Annotated in this window: 1 protein-coding gene; it reads left to right on the top strand. The window is 57.4% G+C overall.

Going from position 1 to position 425, the window contains the following annotated elements; all coding sequences use genetic code 11:
- On the top strand, nucleotides 1–425 hold a 425-nt coding region (locus AC0QKW_RS00045), incomplete at both ends, for a photosynthetic reaction center family protein (RefSeq protein WP_473149033.1).

Below are 425 nucleotides of genomic sequence, written 5' to 3' on the forward strand. Positions count from 1 at the left end.
GGCATTCTGGGCGGTGCGCTGCTGTGCGCCATCCACGGTGCAACGGTAGAGAACACGCTGTTCAAAGACGGTGAGAACGCCAACACCTTCCGCGCTTTCGAGCCGACCCAGGCTGAAGAGACCTATTCGATGGTGACTGCCAACCGATTCTGGTCTCAGATTTTTGGGATTGCGTTCTCGAACAAGCGCTGGCTGCACTTCTTCATGCTGTTTGTGCCGGTCACCGGCCTGTGGATGAGTGCGGTGGGCGTTGTGGGTCTGGGTCTCAACCTGCGGGCCTACGACTTTGTGTCGCAGGAGATCCGGGCGGCAGAAGACCCTGAGTTTGAAACCTTCTACACCAAGAACATCTTGCTGAACGAAGGCATCCGGGCCTGGATGGCACCCACTGACCAGCCCCATGAGAAGTTTGTATTCCCCGAAGA

This window comes from Pseudanabaena sp. PCC 9330 (assembly GCF_055795045.1).